Origin of the sequence: Geobacillus sp. ZGt-1 (assembly GCF_001026865.1) — a bacterium.
Classification (GTDB): Bacteria; Bacillota; Bacilli; order Bacillales; family Anoxybacillaceae; genus Geobacillus; species Geobacillus thermoleovorans.
Window position 1 is genome coordinate 10,847 of sequence record NZ_LDPD01000025.1, and the last position, 4,646, is coordinate 15,492.

Annotated in this window: 5 protein-coding genes and 1 tRNA gene; 3 read left to right on the forward strand and 3 right to left on the reverse strand. The window is 52.2% G+C overall.

Going from position 1 to position 4,646, the window contains the following annotated elements; all coding sequences use genetic code 11:
- Positions 1 to 329 precede the first annotated feature (329 nt).
- Positions 330 to 542, reverse strand: a complete 213-nt coding sequence (locus VU18_RS12685) for a hypothetical protein (RefSeq protein WP_033006322.1) — start codon at positions 540 to 542, stop codon at positions 330 to 332.
- Between the two features lie 44 nt (positions 543 to 586).
- Here VU18_RS12685 and VU18_RS12690 point away from each other — a divergent pair, with 44 nt between their 5' ends.
- Entirely contained in the window at positions 587 to 1,405 is an 819-nt protein-coding gene (locus tag VU18_RS12690) for a protein-glutamine gamma-glutamyltransferase (protein ID WP_011232385.1), read from the forward strand.
- On the opposite strand, the gene VU18_RS12695 is transcribed toward VU18_RS12690, so the two are convergent.
- Positions 1,376 to 2,284 carry a DMT family transporter gene (locus VU18_RS12695; protein WP_014196630.1) on the reverse strand — a complete coding sequence of 303 codons (909 nt, stop codon included), beginning with the start codon at positions 2,282 to 2,284 and terminating at the stop codon, positions 1,376 to 1,378. The genes VU18_RS12690 and VU18_RS12695 overlap by 30 nt on opposite strands.
- A 126-nt stretch (positions 2,285 to 2,410) precedes the next feature.
- On the opposite strand from VU18_RS12695, the gene VU18_RS12700 reads away from it, so the two are divergent.
- Both VU18_RS12700 and VU18_RS12705 read left to right on the forward strand, forming a co-directional pair.
- Positions 2,411 to 3,088, forward strand: a complete 678-nt coding sequence (locus tag VU18_RS12700; protein ID WP_011232387.1) for an MgtC/SapB family protein — start codon at positions 2,411 to 2,413, stop codon at positions 3,086 to 3,088.
- A gap of 72 nt (positions 3,089 to 3,160) precedes the next feature.
- A tRNA-Ala gene (locus VU18_RS12705) sits at positions 3,161 to 3,233 on the forward strand.
- Positions 3,234 to 3,464: 231 nt separating this feature from the next.
- On the opposite strand, the gene VU18_RS12710 is transcribed toward VU18_RS12705, so the two are convergent.
- A partial coding sequence (locus tag VU18_RS12710; protein ID WP_047758280.1) for a DnaD domain protein occupies positions 3,465 to 4,646 on the reverse strand: 1,182 nt, incomplete at its 5' end.

The following is a 4,646-nucleotide window of genomic DNA, read 5'->3' on the forward strand; positions in this document are numbered from 1 at the left end:
TCAGTTTTCAAGGAACAAGCTTTCGACTGTTTTGTCTCTCTCAAACAGCTCTTTTATGTTAGCATAACATCTTTTTGGATGTCAACTGCTTTTTTGCTTCGCATCGCTGTCAAACAACCTCTTTGATCAGCGACGTTTCCTAATATACCACCTTAACTCGAAAAAAGCAATACCTTTTTTAAAAAAATTTTAGGACGCGCTGATCCATCCCCGTTCCCTCTTCTCCATCCCACAGGAAAGCGTTCTTTTCCTAAAAAAGGGGAATGAACACCGGCGCGAGTGCATACATTTCTTCTATGGCATCGCTATATAGATGCGATTGGACGCCTTCACATCGACGGCTTTTGCAGAGCGACTGGATGGACTGTCAGGCGACCGAACAACGCCGCTTCCAGCCCCACGCCTGGGTCTGTGAAGCAGGTAGTCGTTCCGTCTTCCGCCACGCCAAGGTGCGGCGAAGAAGACGGCTGTTTGCCTCGGGCGGTCGAAATAGGCAAGCGACTTTTTTCGTCAAGGACGTGGAGAACTTTTCCGTTTTGCATCTATATCGTTGTTGCGATCCTTTCATCAAGGAGGCTTCTTCACTTTGATTCGCGTGTTATCACCAATCAACTTTGACGTTTCTAGTTCGTTTTCGCTTCCGGCCAGCGAACAACGAATCTTAGATGCCCTTGTTTCCTCGCCTAAGTTGTATACGTATGCAAATAAACACCAGCTTCGATTTGAAATCGCCTTGCGCGACCGCATTGTTCGGGCGGCGGGCGAGTTGGCGAAAAGCCGGGCGCGGTTTGCCATTTTCCGTTTTTCGCGCTGCAACAGCGATTTTTGGACGCGGGACGAGCGCGGCGGCTTCCGTCTTCGCCCAGATGTCACGGCTTCCGAAGCGATTCAGGACATTTTTGTCCATAGCGAGCGATACGCGTTTGAATGCGCGACCGCGATCGTCATCGTGTTTTACAAGGCCGTGCTTGACGTAATCGATCCAGCGGCATTCAACCGGCTGTTTGCGGATTTGCTGCTGTATGACTGGCATACCGACCGGGATCTTGGCATTCAAACAAAAAAAGATGAACACTTTCTCCCCGGAGATTGCCTCTATTTTAAAAACCCGGAATTCGATCCGTTGACGCCGCAATGGCAAGGGGAAAATGCCATTTACTTAGGCGACGGCTTCTTTTACGGGCATGGCATCGGCATTCAAACAAAGGAGGGCATCATCGCCGCGCTCAATCGAAAACGAAAGCGGGGAGCCACGAAATCCGCTTACCTGCTTCCCGATATCACGCAAGTCGATTTCGCTTATTTGTCCCAATTCGCCCGCGGCTTCGATGAATTCCGCCTGCCGATCCGCCGCTCTTCCTTTATCTTTGGAACGCTAGGGTCCGCTGCGTTCTTGCACCGTTAGCGGACCTTTTTCGTTTTTCTCCCACAAATACAGGGCGATTCCTGTTAAAATAAAAATACCGCCGATCCATTGAAACGGACGGATCGGTTCGCCAAACAGCCAGTAGGCCAAGGCGGAAGCGCCGATCGGTTCAAATAAAATCGCCATCGACACCGTCGAGGCGCTGACCCATTTGACCGCCCAGTTCATCACCGAATGGCCGAGCAGCGTTGGAATGACGGCGAGGGCGAGAAAACAAAGCCAATCCGTCAGCTGATACGCCGTCAGCGAAAGGCGAAACAGCATCGCGTACAGCCACAACACCGCCGCGCTGATGCTATAGACGATATAGGTATACGTCATCAATGACAACCGTTGTCGCACCTCTTGGCCGAACAGCCAATACGCCGTGACAAACGCGCACGCAAGCAGCGCCAATCCATCGCCGTACAGCGCTTCCCCGCTGACGCGGAAGTCTCCCCAGCTGATGAGGATGCTGCCGATCATGGCCAACACCGCGCTCCCGACCGCGCCGACGGTCAACCGTTCGCGGAAAAACAACGCGCCGCCTGCGAAGGCAAACAGCGGCTGCAGCGTCACAAGCACGACCGAACTGGCGACGGATGTATAGTCGAGCGATTCAAACCAAAGGATAAAATGAAAGGCAAGCAAAACCCCAGAACAAAGCGAAAACAGCCAATCGCGCCGGGAGACGCCTCGGAGTTCGCTTCGATGCCGGAGGAACAACGGCGTCATGATGGCGACGGCCAAAAAGAGCCGATAAAAGGCGATCACCGCGGACGGCGCCTGCGACCATTTGACGAAAATGGCCGATGTTGACACGGCAAGCGCGCCGATGAATAGAGCGGCATAAGCCTTTGCTGTGCTTGGCGGCTTCATGTTTCTGCCAACTCACTTTCTACGAAAAGGAGTGTGCGCCCTGATCTACCACTTTCATGCGGAAGGGCGGACAAAAATGGTTCACGAACGTTTTCTTACATTATACCATGAACGAGGTGAGAAACGATGATGTTTGATCCGTTCCTCAAACTAGGGATTTCCGCCATTCTCGGGCTGATCATTGGGCTGGAACGGGAATTGAAGCGAAAACCGGTCGGTTTGAAAACGTGTCTTGTGATTTCCATTTCCAGCTGCTTGCTTACAATCGTTTCGATCGAATCGGCGTACGTCTTTCCGCTCAAAGACCATATTACGATGGACCCGCTTCGACTGGCGGCGCAAATTGTGTCCGGGGTCGGTTTTTTAGGAGCAGGCGTCATTTTGCGCCGCGGCAACGACAGCATCACCGGGCTGACGACCGCCGCGATCATTTGGGGGGCGGCAGGGATTGGAGTAGCGGTCGGCGCAGGCTTCTATTGGGAATCGGCGTTCGGCGTCGCGCTTCTCATTGTCAGTGTGGAACTCATTCCGTTTTTGATCAATTTTTTTGGACCAAAGCAGCTGCGCGAAAAAGAGGTGCTGTTGCAAATCACCGTGGCGGACGCCAAAAACATTACAAAGGTCATCGACCATTTAAAACAACAGGACATCAACATTAAAACGATGCGCATTAAAGACGTTGAAGAGAATGAACATTTGCTGAAACTAAGAGCCGTCATTGACCAAAAGCGCTCGACCGCCGAACTTTACTACGTCATCCGCTCCATTGACGATGTCGTGCACGTTGATATTGAAAGCGGGTGATCAAAAAAGGATTGCAATTGTCCGCATCCATATATATAATGGGACATGGACAGATCATCCATATCCTTTTTTGGGGCATTAGCTCAGTTGGGAGAGCGTCGTGCTGGCAGCGCGAAGGTCACCGGTTCGAGCCCGGTATGCTCCATTTGCCCAACCCTTGCCGTGCAAGGGTTTTTTATTTTCGTTTCGGGAGATGGCGATGAGCCATCCCCCTGTGAACAAATTCCCAAAAGAAGCCTCCCACCATCTAAACGTGAAGGGGCGCCAGCACCAGTGAACGACCTGACTGAACCTCAAATCGTGGGGCACACAAGAAATCGCTCGGTTCACGTCCCGTCATGAGATGAGACTCCTCGGACTCTTACGCCCTTCGGCTTCATCCGTCCGGGTTGGTTTTGTATTTTTTCAGACGTTCCTCCAACTCACGGCGCGCCTGCTCGATGTCAAAGTCGTCGTCTTCCGGCTGGCTGTAATCCATCTTCAGCCAATCCGGCACGATCTCGGTGCGGATCGGTTTCCGCATCGTTCTGCCGCCATCGGATGAAGGCGGGGCGGATCGTTGCTTCATCCGCTCTTTTCGAAACGCCAACCGCGCGGCGCGCACTTCGTCCACGGTGCGATACCCTTTTTCCGTCCAGTCGCGCAAAATCGTTTCCACGTACACCCACCGTTTGGCGCCGTTTTCCACCGCGATTTTCAATGCTTCCAACACCAATTCCTCGGACGCATCGTCCACCCATGCATTGATCTTTTCCCGCAAATAATCGCCGATCACGCCAAACCCGTTTTCCTCACAGAAGCGAACGATCTCCTTGTATGTGCGCACGCGCGCGTCTTCTTCGTCTTCTCTTTTGATCTCTGATGTCATCTCTGTTGTCGTCTCTGGTATTGGTCTTGTCAAATTGAGCACCTCGACCGCCCAGTTTGACCAGCTGGATGGTTCATTTTGCGCAAATGGACGGACTGTTTCGCCCATCGTCTGCTCATTTTGGCCGATCGAAACGCCATCGTAAACGGCCGAAATCTGATCTTGTTGAATCGTCGAAACGCTGCTTTGCCTCATCGACCCCCCATCTTCAGTGGGCAAAACCCTATTTTGAACCGTCAAAATGCCATCTTGAGCCGTCAACATCCCCCCTTGAACCACAGAAGCGCCGCCTTGAACGGCCGAGATGCCATCTTGCACAATCGAATCCCCATCGTGCGTCGTCAAACCCTCATCGTGAACGAACGAAACCCCGTTTTGAGTGAACGAAACCGCACCTTGAACGATCGAAACACCATTGTGCGCGGTCATCACGCCATCATCTGCCGCCTGCCCATGTTGTCCGTCCGACATTTCTGATATTTCTTTCGTTATTTCGGCCAGTTTGTCATAGTCGATCCGATACCATTTCGTTTTATCGATCTTGGAGCGGTTGAAATTCGCCGCGACGATGATCCCCATTTTTTCCAGTTTAAGAATGATCCGGCGAATCGTGCTTTCCGACCAGAACGGGAATTGTCGCTGCCAGTCTGCATACGTGTTGTACACCCACTTATAGCCGTCATGGACGTT

Coding starts and splice junctions, on each gene's coding strand:
- VU18_RS12685 (WP_033006322.1), bottom strand. CDS start 542: ATGCAAAACGGAAAAGTTCTCCACGTCCTTGACGAAAAAAGTCGCTTG.
- VU18_RS12695 (WP_014196630.1), bottom strand. CDS start 2,284: ATGAAGCCGCCAAGCACAGCAAAGGCTTATGCCGCTCTATTCATCGGC.
- VU18_RS12700 (WP_011232387.1), top strand. CDS start 2,411: ATGATGTTTGATCCGTTCCTCAAACTAGGGATTTCCGCCATTCTCGGG.